Source organism: Modestobacter sp. SSW1-42, assembly GCF_046635825.1.
Taxonomy (GTDB): domain Bacteria; phylum Actinomycetota; class Actinomycetes; order Mycobacteriales; family Geodermatophilaceae; genus Modestobacter.
On sequence record NZ_JBISCA010000007.1, the window covers coordinates 26,022 to 42,225 of the forward strand.

The following is a 16,204-nucleotide window of genomic DNA, read 5'->3' on the forward strand; positions in this document are numbered from 1 at the left end:
GCCCAGCGGCAACTAGAAGTTGTACGCGAACGGAGAGTCACCGACCGAGCCGACCTCGGACTCGCGGTGCCGGTCCACTGCACCTACAGGAGGTGGCTGGCGGCGGTGATCCACCGAGTTCATCGCGACTGCCAGCGATCTACGCACCGGATAGGACGACCCGACGTCAGGCCGATCACGGCGTGTAGGAAGTCATCGCTGCTGTTTGGCCTCGTTGTTCCAGGCGACCTGTTCGGCTCCGGTCAGTCGTCGGCGAGCGCGCGAGGACGGCCCATCGCCGCATCGGCTCACTGCCGGCGCAGTGCTTGAGCGAGGGAGTAGGCGGGGGAGCGGTCGAGGTTGTGCCGGGTCCGGTCGTAGCGGCGGGTGGTGCGGGGGTCGCGATGTCCCAGGGCGTCTTGGACGTCCTGCAGGGGGATGCCGATGGCGAGTGCTTCGGTGGCGAACCCGTGGCGCAGGCTGTGGGGCTTGATGAGGTCTGCGGAGGGGATGCCGGCGGTCTTGGCCAGGCGCTTGATCAGGTCGTAGGCGGTCTTGTAGGCCAGTGGCCCGCCGGTGCGGGACAGGAAGATCGGCCCGCTGGTGCGTTCACCGATCAGGTCGTCGAGTGCTCGGACGGTGGCTGGGGGGAGGGCGACGGAGGCGCGCTTGCCGCCCTTGCGGCGGATGCGCAGCACGCGGTGGCCGCGGTCGTGCCGGTAGTCGGTGAGGTCGGCACCCAAAGCCTCGGAGATCCGGCAGCCGGTGAACACCAGCACGGAGATGAGCGCTTCAGCCCGGGGGGAGTGGGCGTCGGCGGCGTCGAGCAGGGCCACGAGCTCGGCGGCGGTGAGCCCGGCGGTGGAGGACTCATCCGACACCTGCGGGCGCTCGACCTGGTCCAGCGGTGAGCGGTCGAGCACGCCGAGGCTGAGCGCGTAGGCGTAGAACTTCGACAGCGCCGACAGCCGGCGGGCGACGCTGGCCGCCGACAGTGGCCGGCGGGTGCGCGCGCTGGGCGTGCGAGCGAGGTGGTCGACCCAGGCGTCGACGTGCGGGCGCGTGGCCAGCAGCGGATGCACCCGGTACTCGGCCGGTGAGTCGGCCAGGCACCAGGCGCGCCAGGCGGTGAGGTCGGCGGCGTAGGCGGTCTTGGTGTGGGCCTGCTTGCGGCCGGTGAGGAAGGCCACGACCAGCCGGTCGAAGGGGTCCAGCGCGGTGCCGGGAACGCGGGCGAGCGCCGTGGCGCCAGCGGGCGCGAGCTGCTCGACTACGACCAGGGCGCCGGGATCGAGCAGGACGACGTCGGTCGGCTCCGTCAGGCCACCGGCCGCATCGCTGCTCTCTGTCTCCACGTCTCCGGACGCTAGAGCAGGGGTCCGACAGGAACCCGCTAATAACGTCCTTTATCAGCGGGACCCGACAGCGGGTGCATAGGCGCACTTGAGGAGGGCAGTGGGACTGCCCGCGCACCAGCCCGCGGTGGTTGTGCCCAGCCAGCTCCCCATCCAGCTGCCGAACTGGGAGTCGAGCCCGTCGCAGCAGTCCGAGGCGGACGACCAACCTCCCTGTTGTGTGAGCGCCTCATCCCTCGCTGGCTACTCGCGCAACGAAGCGCTCAGCTGCGCGAGCCCATGCGGTCGAGCGACTTCATACGACGTGACAGAGCCAAGCCCGAAGAGCTAAGCGCAGCACGCCGCTCCGACGACTGCCCCCAGTCGCATGCAAGCACACCTTGTCACTGCAACGCCAGTACGCTGACCATTGCCGGCCGTCTGGATTGGACTCCCTATGACTCCGACTGTCCTCGTTGCAATCTGTGCGACGATTATCTCCACTCTTTCCCTTATCGTTGCAATCCGTGCTCATGTCTCTGCTCAGAAGGCGCGGCTACCTAAGCTTGTCCCGACATCGACCTTGCGGCCGAGTGACGGGACGGCTCCTGCGGAGTTTCGCATCACGGTGCGGAATGCAGGCGGAGCCGCTGGAGAGATAGTAGGCATTGAGCTCAATGTCCCTGGCCCCCACACGATAACCTTAGGAACCGCGGATCTACGGCTGCACGGCCCTGCTCTTCCAGAACAAATCCCGCCGCACTCGGTCCGCACGTGGGCCGTGTCTGCAAATGCCCTCATTGGCGTGACTAACGCGAATGGCTGGCCAGCTCAAGCGCGAGCGGTCATCACTACTGGGAGCCTTGACCGCGTGTGGGAGAACATTAATCAGTACACGCAGTTGCACTGATCCCCACAAAGGCGATCAATGACAGCGCACCGACTTCCCCACCCATTGGCTACATCATGTGGTAACGACTGGTCGTGGCCTGCTCGGTGGTGGCCTAGCAGTCGACAGAGGAGTCCCAGAAGACGCCCGCGGACGACCTGGACTTAAGCTTGCTCGTCGTGGGGCGAAACTGTCACCCGTTGGGTGCAGGCTGACGCCATGGGCGGCATCTATGGAACCGATAGTCCTCACGTGGTCTACCGGTGTTATGGCGACGGTGAGGTCTTGCTCTACGTCGGCTGCACGGCACGCTTGCCAGCTCGACTTGAGCACCATGAGACGAACGCCGACTGGTGGCCCGAGGTCGTTCGAGTGACCGCTGAGCAGCGAACGGGAAGGCGCCAGGCGATGCGCGCTGAGGCGATCGCTATCGCATCCGAACACCCCCGCTACAACCGTCGAGGTCAGTCAGCAGTTGGCCCTCTCCCTCTTCCGCCGGGACGGTCCTTATTCGAGCCAGCGAAGCGGAGACACAGGGATCGATGCGTGCTCTGCGGACGGACAGGCCCTTCTGGCGAATGGTGGGAGGGCATGGCCCTGGGTGCTGTCACTTGGAAGGACACCTGCCGCATCAGCCATGGGCATGTAGCCGACTTGTGGGTCCAGTAGATTCCCTGCTGCGACAGAGGCGTGCGGACGCGGTTGCGCTCGGCCGTGGCCATGTGATTGGCGAAAGTTAGACCGCGTAGGCGCTTCCGCAGACGAGGCAGTGCAGTGGGCCGTCGACGTCTTCGGGCACCTTCACTGGCTCATAGTCGTGGCAGGGTGACGCCACGATCCGCATGTCGTCGGGCTCGCTTAGTGTGCTTGGTGGGTCGGGGAGGTCGCTCCCGTCGCCCGGCTTATAGGTCACGTGCTTGCTGCCGCGCAGCGCATCATCAAACGCCTCGCTGACCTGTCGCATGACCATAGGAGTTGCCATCTCTTGCATGTAGTCGAGCTGCGCGGTTGTCCACCAGTGGTCAGGCGGAGCTGGCTCACCGCAAAGCGGGCAGTAGTAGGTGACCGGGACGTCAGCGGTCTCGGCCTCTTCGTTGGCCGGCCCGTCATGCCACTTAAATTCACGCTCGCAATTAGGGCACTCGCGACGAAGGAACCCGTCGTTGTCGAGGGGGAGGGATATGGACATGCTCACGTCGTGCTCACAAAGAGTTCCTCGTCGATCTGCGTTCCGTCGATCGTCTTGCACGTCACGCGGACATTGAAGTAGGAGTTGCCACCAAAACCCAAGCTCAGCGTGCGCATTACCCGAATGCTCTTGCCGGCTGGCAGCTTGGGAAGAGGGAAGTCGCCGTTGCGATCAATGCGAAGACCCTCATCCTCCTTGGTGCTGAAGTCGAGGTCGTAGACATCACCCGGTCCGTGGTTAATAATTTCCACATATCCGCTGCTCTTCGGCCCATCGTGGTAGCGGGCATCCAAACGCGGAATTCCCGACGTTTGGGTCGATGGAAGCTTGCGCCCGAGAGGAAGCCCACCGCCAGGCGGAGCTGGTGGTGTGAGGTCGCCGGCCTCGTGCCAGTCGCGGCCGCTGAGGTCGACGGCGCATCCAGCTGCTTCCAGGCGGGCAGCAAGGTCTTGACGCTTGCCTACTGAGTTGTCCAGGCGGACTACGTGGCGACCGTGAATGTCGCTGAAGACGCGCACCCGTCCCAGCTCCACGATCACCGTGCGGCGGGGGTCGCGCCCCATGGCCATGCCCGCTTCGAACAGCACGTTGGGTCGGGGCTGCGGCTGCGCGTCGCACTCGGGGTCGCCGGGGTAGGTCAGGCTGGGGTGGAGGTAGGCGATGTCGTCGGGTGTCTCCAACACGACGATGGCCTGTGCGGCGCTGAAGGCTGCGTCGAGAACCTCACCGATGTACGGCGATCCCGTGCCCGTCATGGCGATTGCTTGTGACCACTCGATGGGCTTGAGCCCGATCGAGCGGAGGAACGAGAACAGTGCAGCGCGGGCTGGCTCATTGCGGCCATGGATGACGAAGACGTCCCGCGGGTTGGGCGTGGGCGCACTCAACGGCTGTGCCGGCTACGTGAGCTACTCATAGAGAACAACCGTAGCGGGTAGATCCGACAATCAGCGAAGGCGCTTAACGTCGCCGGACGAACTGTCAGGGCAGAGGTGCATTCAATAGAAGTGCCGCGACATGCTCGTCGATGAGGCACCCGCAGGGCCGGGCGAGAGCAACGACTATCGGCTCGCGTTGCCCGCTAAGGCGGGCGTACTGCTCTTCGACACCAGTCGTCGGGAGCGTGCAGGTAGGGCAGGCGGGGGAGTAGCCGGCCGGCCACGCGAGCTCCTCCAGCTCCGCACCGCGGCGCGTCGACCTCCCCAACAACTGGACCTCCGGCAGCGGCGCCGATGTTGTCATCGGCGGCTCGACCAGCTCGACAGACGAGTCCAGTGGCCCGGGCAGTTGGATGGTGGCCAGCTCCGAGTCAGCGCCGGACGTCGCGCTAGCTGAGTCGTCGGCCGTCTGCGCCAGTGCACGCACCAGGGAGCTTCGGCCGACGCCGAGCGTGGCCGCAATCTGGATCAAGGTCATGCCTCGAGCGCGCATGGCCTGGGCGGCGGTGAGCCGCTCCGGCGTCATCACGGTGGGGCGCCCGCCGGCCCGGCCGCGGGCCCGGGCGGCGACCAGGCCGGCGCGGGTGCGTTCGCTGATGAGGCGTCGTTCCATCTGGGCGACGGCGGCGAAGATGTGGAAGACGAGCTCCCCACCGACGGTGGTGGTGTCGATGGCCTCCGTAAGTGACCGGAATTGGATGCCCCGGTCACCGAGGTCGTTGACGATGGTGGTGAGGTCGGCGACCGACCGGCCGAGCCGGTCGATCCGCCATACGGCAAGGGTGTCCCCGGGCCGGAGGAAGTCCAGGCAGGCGATGAGCTGCGGACGGGCGGCGGTGGCGCCGGAGGCGTAGTCGGTAAACACGCGCACCGCGCCGGCGGCGGTGAGCGCGTCATGCTGCAGCGCTGGGTCCTGCTCGATGGTGGACACCCGGGCGTAGCCGACCATGTTCACGCGCGCAGGCTAACGGGAGCGGCCCACAAACGTCAGCCCTCGCTAGATTCGGACCGTTGATTTCGGGCACGGCTTTTGGGCCGGTTGACCCGTCGGTCGACCTGCGAAAACGTCCGACGGGTCAAGGGGAGCTGCGAGCGGCCCAGAAACGGGGAGTTGTGGTCCGCTGTTTGGAACACCCTTCCGGTCACTCAGAGCAGCATGAAGGGTTCCCGTTAGCTCCCCGGTCGGGTGGTCAACCGTGCTGTTTGAGTAGTTGCCGTAAGCTCCGCCTCACCACGTATCGCGTTCTGGCATGACATCCTTGAACCATCGCTGCAACGGCCAGGCGCCGACATCCGGATTGTCATCGATCTCGTCGATCGACCAGGTTAAGAACATCGGCAATTCGATCAGCATCACCCGACCGAGATCGGGGATGACATGGAGTGCTCCAGCTCGAGCGTCCTCGACGTGCAGCACGCGCACCTCGACGGCGCCCTCGACTTCGGGCGACCACCTCACAACATCGTCGATACGCCAGTCCTCGCCGCGTCGGCCCCAGACATACAAGTGGCGCGGCTGGAGCAATCGATCCGTCCAACCAAGCCATGCCTTGGGTCCGTGTTTGCTCTCGACGGGTCCACGACGTGACCGAGCAACCGTTGCGATCGGTCCCGACGTGATCGATTGACCCTGCGACGACAGCCTCGCGGCTGCACTCCACTTCCAATACTCCTCGGCGTACTCGTAACCGGCCTCGTTACCGGACCCCTTGGCGTAGAGGCGCCCGTCCCCATTGCTGCTGAGCATTGGGCCCAACAATGCACCCAGCGCGGGGAGCCTTCCAGCTTGGCTACTGCCCATTTGCGGCGAGTCAACCCCTGAACTTGCAGTTAGTGGTCCTGTAACAAGTCATGCGGTCAGACTGAGCGGTACCACCGAAATTCCTATAGTGACGGCCTCCAGCATAGAAGTCCCAACCATAAGCTTCGAGGTAGTACTTCTTGCTGTCCAGAGGGAAGGCTCTCCATCCGTCGCCGTACTGGCTCTCAAGCCTACTGCAAGTCCTGAGTCCTGCACCGGCCTGGCAACTTTGCCTGTCGGGGTAATTGAACACGGTGTCGTCATGAGACCAGCTGTTGTCACGTCTGATCCGCAGATTCCAGTAGAGGTCGCTGCCTGCCTGTGTGAATTGCAGCTTCTGGTTATCGCGCGCACTGTTGTGATAGAGGGAGACCTGGTGGGTGAACTTCACATTCCCTCTGGCGACATTTCCGGTGCCGTAGAAGAAGGTTGAAGTGTAATTGGCGTGATAGTTGTCAATCCTCACCTGTGTCGTGAAGTCGCCGGAAGGCGACCCCTCCGCATCGGCGGGTTGATCCCCACTTGTTGCGCCTTGTCCAGCCTGGGCGATCAATGCATCCGCTGAGCTGGCTTCCGTGGGAGTGATGGCGTCGATGTCCTGCAAAGTAACGGCATCGCCAGTGTCAACATCTGAAAGAATTGCCCCCGAGGAAGAGGTTGACTCCGTCAGGACCTGCCCGTCACACGTCCACGAACCTTCGGTGTTACGGGCGGCGAAGGCGGTGCACGCGGCCAGCGCCTTAGCCGCTGACAGTGGAGGCGAGGCAGAATCTGCTACCTCTTGAGGAGAAGCGCTCAAATCAAATGTTGTCACGATGGGGAAGTTGAAATTGGACTGCGCGGAATCGAGCATCAGTATGAGCGCGCTTCCATCGATTTCCAGCCACGTCGGGACGGCCTGTCCGCTGGCGTCAGTAGCTGATGGACGGGTCGCCTCAGCCAAGTGAGAGCCATTCGCTGCGATGTAGTCGATGCCACCTGCAGTGTTGAGTTGGGCGTGGGACCCGTCGGGTAGATCTACCTGGTAGGTCAGCGTAGTCGGGCTTGCAGCGGCGACAGTAGACACCCTGACGGCTCCGCCTACGGACTGGATGACACTACTTGGTCCCCCCGTCGAGTCGCGGTAGACGATTGATCCGTTAGTGGTGCGGACGGCAGGCGCCGAGTGCTGATTCTGTGGTAATGCAATCTCATACTGACCCGCGGCTGTGCTTTCCGAGGGCTTGACAGTGAACGTCAGGCCGTCGCTGAGTCGACTATGAGTGACGAGGGATGACAACTCAGAGTCGATGGCGAAGTCGATTCCTTGTGACTGCAGAGGATCAGGGTTGACGCGCGTCGCTTGGGCTTCGACTGCGAAGCTGGCCAGGGTGTCTTCGGCATTGTGCAAGTGTTCGTTCTCGCAGGTGGTGAGGGTGGCAGCCGTCCCTGCCGTGCAGCTGTCGGTCCCTGGAGAGCCGGTGAGGAAGTCGTCCCCTGGCCCCCCGTCCAAGGTGTCATCGCCATCGTCGCCAGTGATGGAGTCGCGGCCCAGGCCTCCGTACAGACCGTCTGCTTCAGCCCCGCCGGACAGGATGTCGTCTCCCTGGTAGCCCAGGAGAAGGTCCTCTCCGCCCCCACCTGTCAAGGTGTCCGCCCCGCGGCCACCGTCGAGCTCGTCCTTGCCTTCGTCGCCAGCAAGAAGGTCGTCACCTTCGCCGCCTTGGAGAAGGTCGTCTCCGGACCCGCCGGCTAGGACATCGCGTTCGCCTTCGCCCTGCAAGACGTCGTTTTCGGCGCCCCCCTCAAGGTGATCCGTGCCATCGCCACCTCGAAGTTTGTCGACTCCATCTCCGCCACGGAGACCATCGGTGCCTGAGGCTCCCTCGAGGACGTCGTCGCCAGGCCCGCCAGTTAGGGAGTCGTCTCCGGTGCCGCCGTGTAGGACGTCGTTGCCGTCCAGGCCGTCGACCTGATCGTTGCCGCCCAGACTGCAGATGACGTCGTCGCCAGCTGTGCCCACCAGCTTGTCGGCACCTGAAGTTCCTGTCTGCGTGCAGTTGCGAAGTTCACCAGTCGCTGTCTCCCGGAGGATCTGACCGGCGGCGAAGTCTTGTCGGTATCCATAATCAGTGGTGTAGGCGTCGCTGGTGGGGAATCCCAGGGCGACGCCCACGGCGCCGGCGAGTCCATTCCAGTAATTGAGTGTTTCCCCGACCACGGTGTGTGCGCCCGTTGAGGCAGAGAAGTAGATCACTCCGCCGGTGAATTGGTTGTACTGGCCGTCCGCAATGGGGAGCTCATCGGTGGTGGGGTAGCCGAGGGTGGAGGCCTGCCAGCCGAGTGCTGCCCACTTGTCGCGGATGGCTCCTTGGACGTTGTGTGCGCCGGTGGTGGGGGAGTAGTAGATGGAGCCGCGCTGGAAGTGGCTGAAGTTGCCGCCGGTCGCCGCAGTGTCGTCGGTGGTGGGGTAGCCGAGGGTGGAGGCCTGCCAGCCGAGTGCTGCCCACTTGTCGCGGATGGCTCCTTGGACGTTGTGTGCGCCGGTGGTGGGGGAGTAGTAGATGGAGCCGCGCTCGAAGTGCTGGCCGCAGCCGCCGCCACTCAGCCCACAGAACTCCTCGCCGGTGGGGTAACCGAGTGAGGAGTTTTCAGCGCGGAGGTTCCAGTACTTGGCGCGGATTTCGCCGCGGATGATGTGGGTGCCGACGTTCGGATTGGTGGAGGCGTAGATGGATCCGCCGGTGAAGTTGGTGGATGAACCGCCGGTGATGGTGGTGTCGGAGCCGGTGGGCATGCCGAGGTAGCTGCTGGGGCCACCGATGGACCACCACTTGTCCCGAGTTGAGCCGCAGACTCGGTTGCCGGCGTACTGGTCACAGTTCCCATCGAAGGTGAAGGTCAGGGTGGGTACGTCGCTGGCGGCATTGCCTGAGTTAAAGGTCTTCCACGAGGTGTTGCTGGCCTCGCTGCGCGCCTGTACGGCCAGAGGCATGACGTTGGGCCGGTTGTTGCGGGAGTCGGCGTAGTTCTGGGCCCAGTTGGTGAGGGGGAAGTCAGTCCAGGCGGCACCGCAGGTGGCGTCGTACCCGTTGGCCGAGTAGGCGCTGGCAACGACGCCGTTGATCGTTGGCTGGTTGGCCCAAGTCACGGAGGTCGGGTCAAAGTCGGCGACATCGCGGATGTCGGTGTAGGTCTTGGTGCAGGACCAGGATCGGGTATTGAAGAGCGCCAGGTTGGCAGACTGCACGTACCGGTTCTTGAGCGCGCTGACATCGAACCTCAGCAGGGAGCGGGCGACGTCTACACCGCCGTTGTTCGTCCCGGCGCGCAGCTCCGTGCTTCCGCCCTGATTGGAGGCGAGGCTCTTAGCGATGAAGGTGTCGCCCAGGGCACCCAGAGTTTGGGTGGGGTCGATCGTGACCGGGTAAAGGGTGCCGGGGTCGGCGAGGAACCCGGCGTCGGGCGTCAGGACCAGCGTGGCGTCAGAGGCCGCGGCGGGATTACTGGTCTGGTCGTCGACGGTCAGGCCGACGTCGCGGATGACGATGGGCTGGTCGGTGCGTGGGTCGGTGCGTGCGTCCCACATCAGCGGGGCGGCCGCGGTGCCGACCAGGTCACCGGTGGCCGGGTCGGTGACACGAAGCTCACCGCCGGCGCCCTCGGCGAGGTCGGCGCCGGTGGTCTGTACCGGGATGTCGATCGAGGACAGCTCTTCCAGGGTCGCCGCATCCGGGCGGGAGTTGACCACTAGCAGCTGGGAGAAGCCCAGTCGGGTGGCCTTGAGCACCAGGTCGACATCTGGGAGTACGTCGGGGTAGATGGCCGTGTCCTGGGACAGGACCGGGGTGGGGAGCTCCTCTTCCCAGTTCAGCGTGATGGAGGTGCCCGCACCATCGGACAGAGAGGCCAGCAAGTCGGTACCCCCTGCGGAGAAGGATGTCTTCCCGGGCACCATTCGCGGGGCCACGACACCGTCGGCGGTGACGTGCAGGGTGGTGTCCACCTCCGCCCACGAGCCGTCGGCCTGCTCGACCCGCGCTGGTCCAGCTGTGGTCTGGACGTCGGCCGTGCCGTCCGGGAGGGCATAGGTGATTGATGTTGCCGTGGTCTCACCTCCCACCTCGACCTTCTTGCCGGTGCGGGCGGCCTCCTCTAGGGCGAGGGTCAGCGCGCTGGCCCGCGGCTGCGGATTCAGGCTGATCGAGGTGTCTACCTCCGGGATCGGCTCCGGTGTGAGGTAGTCATGGGGCCCCGGCTCCACCGTCGACGTCGACGTCGACGTCGACGTGCCTGTGCCTGTGCTGGTGGATGGCGCTGTCGAGGGTGCGGCCTGGGCGACCATCGCCGGGGCGACCCCGACGCACATCGCGAGTGCAAGGGTGACCGTGATCGGTCCTCGCTTTCGCCACCGTCGGAGCGGGCTGAAGGCATGACGAGACGACACGTGAGCTCCCCGTGAATGCGCTGGTCGGGCGGTTGTGCGCCGCAAGACCTCCCTTGTCGGGAGGTGGTTGCGGCGAACCTTGGCAGCGCCACAGCAAGTGCACAAGCACGGTTAGCGCGGCAAAATGATTCACGACTTGGCAGGGCCCGACGAGCAGCAGAGGTCCAAGTGTTACGCCTGGTTGCCTTGGCGGTTTGAGGCGTGGAGCGGCTGAACATGACGGCCCGGGGATCGGGTCGGTCTCAGGGCAGCGTCCTTGACCCTGACAGTCATGGGTCAGCGGGCAGGGCGCCGCCACCGTCGCGGTTGTCTGCGCTCGGAATTACAGCGCTGGTGTGTCCCCAATCCGTTCGATGTTCCAGGCCGGCGTCCACCGGCCTACGGCGAAGCCGAACCCGGGTGTGATCTGTCGGTGGTACTCGACGCACCCCAGCCACCCGTCACCGCGGTCCTCGGACTGCTGCCAGCCATGCAGCAGCGCCGGGGTGTGCCACTCCCCGGACCAGCGCACGCGCACCGACACGGGCGGGTCGAGCCGGCGGTCGGCATCCTCCAGCGCGAGGGCCAAGTCATCGGAGGAGGTGACGCTGAGGCCGTCGGGTACCGGTAGCCGTCGCGGTGGCCGGCCGGGCTCTCCTGGTGACACCACCCCACTATGCGACTACCACCGCCGGGCACTTACGGCACCACTGCAGCACCAGGCGGCCAACCACCCTCCCGCCCCCTCCCGGCAAGAAGAAGTCAGCGGGTGCATGAGGCCGTGGAGGTCAAGGTGGAGCGCCCGGAGCGCAGCGAGGACGAACGACCTTGACCGGAGCGGACGCGCCTGCAGGGTCGGATTGCCGGGAGGGGAGCGGAGCTCCCTCAGCGCCGGCGCAGCCGGCTCAACCGCGCGGAGCGCGCCGGTGCTGACCGAAGGTCAGCACCCCGGGCAGAGCGGAGCTCAGGCCGGGTCCTGCGGGTCACCGGTCGACCCACCAGCGTCAGCACCGTCGGTCCCGCCCTCGGGTGCGGTCTGTCCACCCGTGCGCGGCGTGGCCGGTCGTCCGGGCAGTCGCTTGGTTGGTGCGTCGAAGCCCACCGTGCGTAGTTCGGCCTCGGTCCAGCCGGCCTTGACGCAGTTGGCGTAGGCGCGTGCGTCTGCGGTCTCGGCCCTGGCGGCAGCGGCCCGGGCTTCGTTGCGGTTCGCCCGCGCGGTGGCCATCTCGCGGATCGGTTCCAGCCGCGGATCCAGCAGGCGGCGGGCGCGATCGAGGGCGTCGTCGGGGGCAACGTCAGTGGGCATAAGGGCACCCTATCGGCGGCTATTAGTGGTGCCCACCGCGGTAGCCGACGAAAACCCGGTCAGGTAACGCAGAAGAGCAAGCTAGCGGTTTGGGTAACCCAAACCGGGCCCAGGGTCGACAAGCGCCCCCGTCCCTGGGCAGACTCCGTCTGGTCCCGCGGTCGCGGGAGCGCTGCGCTGAGCCTGGAGGAGCCCCGGATGACCGACGACGAGCCCGCTACGCGAGGCACCGTCGGACGCCGTCGCCGGCCCCGGGTGCCCGGCGGTCGCACCGGCAACCACCGGGTGCGCGTGAGCGCCGAGGAGGAGGCCGTGCTCCAGCAGCTCGCGGCCGCGCAGGGCGTGGACGTCGTCGAGCTGCTGGTCGAGTCCGCGCTGGCCGGGGACCGGGAGACCGCGGCGATGCGCCGCGAGGCCATGACCGAGTTGTTCCGGGTCGCCAAGCTGCTGGGCAGCATCTCTAACAACGTCAACCAGCTCGCCCGGCACGCCAACTCGGGGCCGAACTTCCCGGCGGATGCGGCCGCCACGCTGGCCGCGGTGCGGCGCCTGCTGCCGCGCGTAGAGGAGACGCTGGACGGGCTGGGTGTCTCGGCTCAGTCCCGAGTGTTCGCCGGCCCGGTGCGCGAGGGCCTGCCCTCGTGATGCCCAACATCACCCGGGGCACGCGCCTGGGTGGGTTGATGCAGTACCTGGTCTCGACCGACCCGGACAAGACGAAGAACGCGCACACCGAGCCGCACCTGGTCGCCGGTGACCCGGCGATCATGGCGTGGCACGACACCGCCGAGCTCGACGGCGCGGCGGCCAAGGACATTGCTGCCAAGCTCGACCGGCCGCGGCAGCTGTTCGGCACCGAGATCCCCGACGGGCACGTGTGGCACTGCTCCTTGAGCCTGCGCGCCAGCGAGGGCGTGCAGAGCGATGAGAAGTGGGCCGACGTCTCCCGCGAGTTCGTCGAGGGCATGGGCTTTACCGGCGGCGGCAAGGCCGACTGCCGGTGGGTCGCGGTCCGCCACGGCTTGTCGGCGAACGGCAACGACCACGTGCACATCGTGGTCAACCTCGTGCGCCAGGACGGCACCAAGGCCAGCCCCTACCGGGACCGGGTGAGGGCACAGCGGCTGGCCGGGGAGCTGGAGCGCAAGCACGGCCTGGAGGTGCTGGAGGACCGCGGCGCCGGCCGTGGAGAGCGCCTGGCGACCCGGGCGGAGACCGAGCGCGCAGCGCGTGAAGGACGACCCGAACCGCACCGGCAGACCCTCGGCCGGATCGTGCGCGCGGCCGCGACGGCCTCGCAGAACGAAGCAGAGTTCGTGCGCCGGATGCGCCGCTCCGGCGTCCTCGTCCAGGGCCGGATCGCGGCCGGAACATCCGACGTCATCACCGGCTACTCCGTCGCCCTGCGACCGGTCGCCGGTGAGGCCCCGCTGTACCTCGGCGGGCGGATGCTGGCCAAGGACCTGTCGCTGGAGCGGCTGCGTCAGAACTGGCCCGACACCCCGCAGGACGCGAGCGCTGCGGCCGCGGAGTGGATCGCTGCCAAGCGCGGCCGGCCGCCGGTCTCCCCGGGCCGGGAGCTCGTGGAGTACAGCCCCGAGCAGTGGGCGCAGCTGATCGGTGAGCAGCACCAGCTGCGGACCCAGCTACGCGAGATTCCGGTCGATGACCGGGCCACGTGGGCCCGGGTGGCGAGTGAGACGTCGGGTGCGTTTGCGGCATGGTCCAAGCAGGTCGAGGTCACGCCCGGCCCGCTGGCCGAGGCCGCCGACGCGCTGGCCCGCTCAGCCCAGGTCCGGGGACCGGACAGCGCCCGGCCCAAGGCCGGCGCGCCGTCCATCCGCGGTGCGGCGCTGCTGCTGTCCTCGGTCGCCCACGGCGGCAAGGGGACAGTCGCCCAGGCGGCGTTGCTGCGGCAGCTGAGCAACACCGCCAGGGCCCTGCACGACATGCACCAGGCCGTCGGCGAGAGCCGCCGGGCGGCGGAGATCGCCACCGTCGTCCGCGAGCGCCTGGAGGTCGTACGGGCGGGTCTGCCGGCCGTACCGGAGCGGGCGCCGGCTCCGGTCGAGCAGGGACAGCGCAGCACCGGACGGACGGCCGTGCCGGGCATGGCACCGCTGACCGCAGACGCGGTCGCACACCGGCCAGGGTCTGTCCTTCCGCCCCGCATGGACCCGGCCAGGAACCCACAAACCACGGCGCCCGGCGCCGGCCAGGAACGCCGCCCGGAGACCGAGCGGTGAGCACACGAGCGACAGGGAAGGTCGAGGTATGAGCGAGCCGGACGGGGTCGATAAGGTCGTTGGCGGTGGCCTGCGCGTAGCGCTGACCGCCGCTGGGCTGGTCGCCGAGCACCTGGCCCGGGCACGCGCCGAGCGCATGCGCCGGGAGACCGCGGAGAGCACCGCATCAGCCCGGGAGCTGGCCGCGCGGCTGGTAGCTGAGCGCGCGGCCGCGCGGGCACAACTGGCGGTGGTCGACCGGCGCGAGTGGTGGGACAACGCCCAGGCGCGCGACGTCGCCGACGCCTGGGAGACCGCTCAGCTGTGGCGGCAGGTCGAGCCGGAGGCCGAGCGGGCGGTGGCCACCATCGTGCGAGAGGTCCGTGACCGCTACGGCGTCGACCTCGAGGACCGCAGCCCGGTCGACCGCGACGCCCTGGAGCAGGCCGTGCGGGAGCGGCAGACCGCCGCCGTGGAGCGTCGCCGTGCCCAGGGCAGCGGAGCGGTGCTAGAGGCATCCCTGGTGCGGGCCGCCGATGAGGCCAACCGTGCCGCCGGGATAGTCGATGAGAGCGCGCAGGCGGAGCTGGCCGCCGAGCTCGCCGATATCGAGCGACCCATCGACCTGGCCCACATGGTCGTCGAGGGACTGCGTCGCGGAGCCGAGACCGACGTCGCCGTGCAGCGGGCCGAGGTCGAGCGGGCCACCACCGCGGCGTCAGCGGCCGAGTCGGCCGCGGACCGTCTAGAGGCGCAGGCGACGCCGGCGAACAGCGCGCCCGCCGGCGACGGTGCCGCTGCGGGACAGGCAGCCACGACCGTGCAGACCGTCCCGGACGAGGCCGCCCGCCGGGCGGCGCTGGTGAAGTCCGGGAGCTCCTCGGCAGCCCCGGCCCGTGCGGTCGCTGACCGGCTCAACGCCAAGCCCGTCACCGCGGCGCCGGCCGCGGGCAAGGCCGCGCTGCGGGCCCCCAAGCCCCGCAAGACCGTCGACCGCACCAACGAGCGCGCTCAAGGGCGCTGACCGCTCGACTCAAGCTGTGGGCGCCAGCGTCCGGCGGCGGCGGACCAAGGCGGTCACGAGCAGAGCGAGGGAGATCAGGGAGACGGCGCCGATGCCTGCGACGGTCGGGTTGATCCACGTCGGCACCAGGTCGTAGTCGGCATTGCAGGTGTTCTTGAACGGAAAGCTGTTGGAGACCTCGGCGGTCTCTGGCTCGTACCTCTCGTCCTGCAACCAGCACGTGTCGGCCTTCACCCACTGGTAAGAGGTGAGGATGGCGCCCCAGAGGTACACGAGGCCGAAGGTCAAGAAGGACCCGACGGTCCACCAAGCCGCCAGCCGGACCACGCGATCGTTCCGTGCCCTCATCCCTGCCCCCCCGCCCGACGTTGCGTCGAGGATGGGCGACAGGCGTCGTCAGGGCGCGCAGGGCTCGCCCGAGGACTCGATGGTGTGCACCCGCCAGCCGAAGTCGTGGTGGACGACGTTCAACCGGGCAGCGGTGCGGTCCAGCCGGTCGGCCGGGACGACGGACTGGCCGTCGGTGTCCTCGACGTCGGTGGCGCTGACGTCGAGGCAGGTGTCCAGCACGACAGTCGGATACCTGCCAGGAGGTGCATGGGTCAGGTCGACGCTGATCAGGTGGACGTCCACGACGCGCGCACTGCCGGTCTGCACCAGGCCACGACCCTTGATTCGGGCGGCCGCACGCACCGATGCCAGGTAGGCGTCGCCGGTGGCGACGTCCTGCAGCGCGTCCGGGTCGCCGCTGGGGTCACCGTTGATGCGGTCGACGGCCGCGTAGTAGTCGGTGACCGCCTCGCTGGCCTCAGCGAGCGCCTGCTTCTCCGCGCTGGGCAGCTCCGCCGACGTCGGTGCGGCGACCGCGGTGCTTGAGCTGGTGCCGGTGGACGGCGTCGCTGGCGCATCGGCGCTGGCGCTGCTGCTCGGGTCCGGCGGTAGCGGACCGAGCGCGGGCCCTGGCTCGCTGCAGCCGCCCAGGACGACCGCGGCGGCAAGCGCCAGGGCGACGGAGCTGCGGCGGGGTGCTCGGGGTGTCATCGGAGGGCTCCAGCGCGGCGGGGGGCGGTTGGGCCGGCCAGGGCGTGACTGGCCGTCCCGGTGGGCGTCATGG

At 67.6% G+C, this 16,204-nt stretch carries 11 protein-coding genes and 1 pseudogene; 3 read left to right on the forward strand and 9 right to left on the reverse strand.

The features are described from left to right. Nucleotides 1-287: 287 nt before the first annotated feature. The 7 genes and pseudogenes from ACGBYP_RS20940 to ACGBYP_RS20970 all read right to left on the reverse strand — a co-directional run bounded on the left by ACGBYP_RS20940 (nt 288) and on the right by ACGBYP_RS20970 (nt 11,841). The gene (locus ACGBYP_RS20940; RefSeq protein WP_411587315.1) at nt 288-1,334 is read right to left on the reverse strand and encodes a tyrosine-type recombinase/integrase; all 1,047 of its coding nucleotides are present in this window, start codon (nt 1,332-1,334) and stop codon (nt 288-290) included. Between the two features lie 1,604 nt (nt 1,335-2,938). Further along, nucleotides 2,939-3,391, reverse strand: coding sequence for a hypothetical protein (locus ACGBYP_RS20945; protein ID WP_411587317.1), 453 nt, complete (start codon nt 3,389-3,391; stop codon nt 2,939-2,941). Between the two features lie 2 nt (nt 3,392-3,393). Then, nucleotides 3,394-4,278, reverse strand: coding sequence for a TIR domain-containing protein (locus ACGBYP_RS20950; RefSeq protein WP_411587318.1), 885 nt, complete (start codon nt 4,276-4,278; stop codon nt 3,394-3,396). Nucleotides 4,279-4,732: 454 nt separating this feature from the next. Beyond that, a pseudogene (locus ACGBYP_RS20955) lies at nt 4,733-5,284 on the reverse strand (recombinase family protein); the annotation flags it as partial. 273 nt (nt 5,285-5,557) lie between these two features. After that, entirely contained in the window at nt 5,558-6,076 is a 519-nt protein-coding gene (locus tag ACGBYP_RS20960; RefSeq protein WP_411587319.1) for a hypothetical protein, read from the reverse strand. A gap of 64 nt (nt 6,077-6,140) precedes the next feature. Further along, entirely contained in the window at nt 6,141-10,373 is a 4,233-nt protein-coding gene (locus ACGBYP_RS20965; RefSeq protein WP_411587320.1) for a DNRLRE domain-containing protein, read from the reverse strand. 1,126 nt (nt 10,374-11,499) lie between these two features. After that, nucleotides 11,500-11,841, reverse strand: coding sequence for a hypothetical protein (locus tag ACGBYP_RS20970; protein ID WP_411587323.1), 342 nt, complete (start codon nt 11,839-11,841; stop codon nt 11,500-11,502). Between the two features lie 198 nt (nt 11,842-12,039). Between ACGBYP_RS20970 and ACGBYP_RS20975 the strand changes: the two genes are divergently transcribed. The 3 genes from ACGBYP_RS20975 to ACGBYP_RS20985 are packed head-to-tail and all read left to right on the forward strand — an operon-like array spanning nt 12,040 to nt 15,090. After that, nucleotides 12,040-12,486 carry a plasmid mobilization protein gene (locus ACGBYP_RS20975; protein ID WP_411587325.1) on the forward strand — a complete coding sequence of 149 codons (447 nt, stop codon included), beginning with the start codon at nt 12,040-12,042 and terminating at the stop codon, nt 12,484-12,486. Between the two features lie 38 nt (nt 12,487-12,524). After that, a complete protein-coding gene (locus ACGBYP_RS20980; RefSeq protein ID WP_411587326.1) occupies nt 12,525-14,087 on the forward strand; it encodes a relaxase/mobilization nuclease domain-containing protein in 1,563 nt (520 codons plus the stop codon). A gap of 28 nt (nt 14,088-14,115) precedes the next feature. Next, nucleotides 14,116-15,090, forward strand: a complete 975-nt coding sequence (locus ACGBYP_RS20985; protein ID WP_411587328.1) for a hypothetical protein — start codon at nt 14,116-14,118, stop codon at nt 15,088-15,090. A 9-nt stretch (nt 15,091-15,099) separates the two neighbouring features. Here ACGBYP_RS20985 and ACGBYP_RS20990 read toward each other — a convergent pair whose 3' ends face one another. After that, nucleotides 15,100-15,378, reverse strand: coding sequence for a hypothetical protein (locus ACGBYP_RS20990; RefSeq protein WP_411587330.1), 279 nt, complete (start codon nt 15,376-15,378; stop codon nt 15,100-15,102). Nucleotides 15,379-15,486: 108 nt separating this feature from the next. Next, nucleotides 15,487-16,131 carry a hypothetical protein gene (locus ACGBYP_RS20995; protein ID WP_411587331.1) on the reverse strand — a complete coding sequence of 215 codons (645 nt, stop codon included), beginning with the start codon at nt 16,129-16,131 and terminating at the stop codon, nt 15,487-15,489. Between the last annotated feature and the right edge of the window lie 73 nt (nt 16,132-16,204).

Coding starts and splice junctions, on each gene's coding strand:
- ACGBYP_RS20970 (WP_411587323.1), bottom strand. CDS start 11,841: ATGCCCACTGACGTTGCCCCCGACGACGCCCTCGATCGCGCCCGCCGC.
- ACGBYP_RS20945 (WP_411587317.1), bottom strand. CDS start 3,391: ATGTCCATATCCCTCCCCCTCGACAACGACGGGTTCCTTCGTCGCGAG.
- ACGBYP_RS20975 (WP_411587325.1), top strand. CDS start 12,040: ATGACCGACGACGAGCCCGCTACGCGAGGCACCGTCGGACGCCGTCGC.
- ACGBYP_RS20960 (WP_411587319.1), bottom strand. CDS start 6,076: ATGCTCAGCAGCAATGGGGACGGGCGCCTCTACGCCAAGGGGTCCGGT.
- ACGBYP_RS20985 (WP_411587328.1), top strand. CDS start 14,116: ATGAGCGAGCCGGACGGGGTCGATAAGGTCGTTGGCGGTGGCCTGCGC.
- ACGBYP_RS20980 (WP_411587326.1), top strand. CDS start 12,525: ATGCAGTACCTGGTCTCGACCGACCCGGACAAGACGAAGAACGCGCAC.
- ACGBYP_RS20995 (WP_411587331.1), bottom strand. CDS start 16,131: ATGACACCCCGAGCACCCCGCCGCAGCTCCGTCGCCCTGGCGCTTGCC.